Below are 2,628 nucleotides of genomic sequence, written 5' to 3'. Positions count from 1 at the left end.
CTGCCGCGGCTGCCCGCTGTACGCGGACGCCACACGGACCGTGTTCGGCGCCGGGCCGGTCCCCGCCCGCGCGCTGCTGGTCGGGGAGCAGCCCGGCGACCGGGAGGACCGGTCGGGTGAGCCGTTCGTGGGGCCGGCCGGCGGGCTGCTGCGCAAGGCGCTCGCCGCGGCCGGCGTCGACGACGGGGACGTCTACCTGACCAACGCGGTCAAGCACTTCAAGTTCGCGCCCGTCACCGAGGGCCGTAAGCGCCGGATCCACAAGGCGCCTGACCTGCGTGAGCTGGCGGCCTGCCGCCCCTGGCTCGCCGCGGAGCTGCGCAGGGTGGACCCGGAACTGGTCGTCGCCCTCGGGGCGACCGCCGGCAAGTCGCTGCTGGGCAGCGCGTTCAAGGTGTCCGAGTCCCGTGGGGCGCTGCTCTCGCTGCCGCCGGGGGACGATCTTCCCGTCGCGTCGGCGGAGGGCGGCGCCGGTGGTCAGCGCCGGTTCCTGGCCACGGTGCACCCTTCGGCGGTGCTCCGGGCCAGGGACCGGGACGAGGCCTTCGACGGGCTGGTGTCCGATCTGCGCGTGGCCGCCCGCTTCCTCGGCCGCTGAGCGGCGGGGAAGCGGGCGGAGGCGCTACTGCCGGCAGAGGCAGAAGGGATGGCCCGCCGGGTCCGCGTACACCCAAAAGCCCCGCTCGCCGCCCCGGTCGTCGAGGTCGAGCGGCCTCGCGCCGAGAGCGAGCACCTCTTCCTGGGCCCGGTCGATGTCGGCCACCTCGAAGTCCAGGTGGGCCTGCTGGGAGTCGTGGTCGCCGCGCGGCCACGCGGGCGGCCGGTGGTCCGGTGCCTCCTGGAAGGCGATGCGGGCCCCGCCCGGCACCTGGAGTTCGTACCAGCGGTTCGCGGTGTTGCTGACCTCACCGCCCAGCACCGCCCGGTAGAACCCGGCCAGGGCCCGGGGGTCGGGGCAGTCGAGGGCGACGAGGCTGTAGGTCGCGAGGGGCATGCGGTCCTTCTTTCCACGGTGGGTCGCGCCGAAGGCCGCACGCACAGGTGTCGCGGCCCCGCGGCAGGGTACGTAAGAAGTGCGAGGGTTTGTCAGTCAATACTCCGAAAGGAGCTGATATGTCCAATCCGCAGCAGCCCGAGCTACGACGCAGCGGAAGGGGCGGCGCGACGCCCCAGGAGAGCGGAGCCCGCAAGGCGTCGGAGCCGAAGTCCTGGCAGGGGAAGGGCGGCCGGGCGCACGGCACTGACCGCGGGGACAAGGGCGGCGGGCGTCCGCCGGAGCAGGCGCCGGACCACCCGTGACCCCACCCGTACGGACGGCGGCCGGGCCCCGGCCCGGTCGCCGTCCGACCGCGGCTTCCTCGGTGTCCTCTCGTGATGCCGTCGCTCCTGCCGTGTCGTCGTGGGCGGCCGCGGCTCAGGGGCGGCGCCAGTCGTGGGAGTTGAGGTGTGATCCGGCCTGTGGGCCCATGCGGAGCATCCCGCCGTCCACCACCCAGGACGCCCCGGTCGTGTACGAGGACTCGGGTCCCGCCAGGAAGGCCACGACGGCGGCCACTTCGCGGGCGTCACCGGGCCGCCCCAGCGGGATGCCGGGCCGTTCGGTGCTGTACACGTCTGCGTCCTCCTGCCCCGTCATCGGGGTGGCGATCTCTCCCGGCGCCACGGAGTTCACCGTGATGCCGTACTCGGACAGCTCCAGGGCCATGACCTGGGTCAGCAGGCCGAGACCGCCCTTCGCGGCGCAGTAAGGCGCGGCCCCGACCCTCGGCTGGTGTTCGTGCACCGAGGTGACGTTGACGATGCGCCCTCCGCCTCCCTGGGCGATCATGCGGCGCGCCGCGCGCTGCGAGCAGAGGAACGGGCCGACCAGATCGACGTCGAGCACCCGCTGGACCGTCGCGTGGTCCAGGTCGAGGAACGGGGTCGCCGTGCCCGTACCCGCGCAGTTGACCAGGACGTCCACCCGGCCCAGTTCCTCCGCCAGGTCGTCCACCACGCCGGCCGCACCGGGCAGACCGGTGAGGTCCAGTCGCGCCGACGCGGTACGGCGCCCGGCGTCCCGGATCTCCCGGGCGGTGCCCTCGGCGCCCTCGCGGTCGCGGTGCCAGGTGATGCCGACGTCCATGCCCTGCCGGGCCAGCGCGACGGCCACGGCACGGCCGATACCGGAATCGGCGCCGGTGACCAGCGCGACGGGCGCCACCGGCCGGTTCTCCTCGGTCATCGTTCCTCCCTCTCTGTGCCGACTCTGTCGCCGCCGAGCGGTGAACGGGTGTCCACGGCGGCCGGACAGCACCATTACGCGGCAGGAGTCGTGCGCGCGCGAGCGCGGTCAGTCCCGCCTGGGGTCCGGCCCGGCCCGCGCGTCGGCCGGGGTGAGGTCGTCGAGGAGGGCCTGGGAGACGGCCACGAGACCGCCCACCGAGGCCCGGGCGTCCGGGTCCGCGTCCGGCTGGCGGCCCTTCATCCGGGTGTGCGCCTCGCGGGCGCGTCCCAGGTTTTCGTGGCGGCGGGCCGTCAGGTCGTCGTCGTATCCGTGCTCCATGGCCTGCTGGTCCACAAGACACACCTCCGCGGCCGCGACGAGCAGGACGCCCAGCTCGGTGAGCGCCTCGCCGGGCGGCCGCA

General features: G+C 74.4%; 4 protein-coding genes and 1 pseudogene. 2 read left to right on the top strand and 3 right to left on the bottom strand.

The features are described from left to right. Window positions 1-598: UdgX family uracil-DNA binding protein (locus IH13_RS0107575; protein ID WP_031082207.1), on the top strand; the 598-nt coding region annotated here is incomplete at its 5' end. A gap of 24 nt (window positions 599-622) precedes the next feature. Here IH13_RS0107575 and IH13_RS0107570 read toward each other — a convergent pair. After that, window positions 623-994, bottom strand: a complete 372-nt coding sequence (locus tag IH13_RS0107570) for a VOC family protein (RefSeq protein ID WP_031082204.1) — start codon at window positions 992-994, stop codon at window positions 623-625. Window positions 995-1,113: 119 nt separating this feature from the next. Here IH13_RS0107570 and IH13_RS40550 point away from each other — a divergent pair, with 119 nt between their 5' ends. Continuing rightward, complete coding sequence (locus IH13_RS40550) at window positions 1,114-1,299, top strand: hypothetical protein (RefSeq protein ID WP_082317539.1); 186 nt, start codon at window positions 1,114-1,116, stop codon at window positions 1,297-1,299. A gap of 115 nt (window positions 1,300-1,414) precedes the next feature. Here the strand turns inward: IH13_RS40550 and IH13_RS0107565 are convergent, their stop codons facing one another. Then, window positions 1,415-2,224 (bottom strand): SDR family oxidoreductase, encoded by an 810-nt coding sequence (locus IH13_RS0107565; RefSeq protein WP_051835787.1) that lies wholly within the window; start codon window positions 2,222-2,224, stop codon window positions 1,415-1,417. A 108-nt stretch (window positions 2,225-2,332) separates the two neighbouring features. After that, window positions 2,333-2,628 (bottom strand): annotated as a pseudogene (locus tag IH13_RS0107560) (FUSC family protein); the annotation flags it as partial.

It is taken from the genome of Streptomyces sp. NRRL WC-3549, from assembly GCF_000721935.1.
Taxonomy (GTDB): domain Bacteria; phylum Actinomycetota; class Actinomycetes; order Streptomycetales; family Streptomycetaceae; genus Streptomyces.
This window is presented reverse-complemented; position numbering and strand designations above follow the sequence as displayed.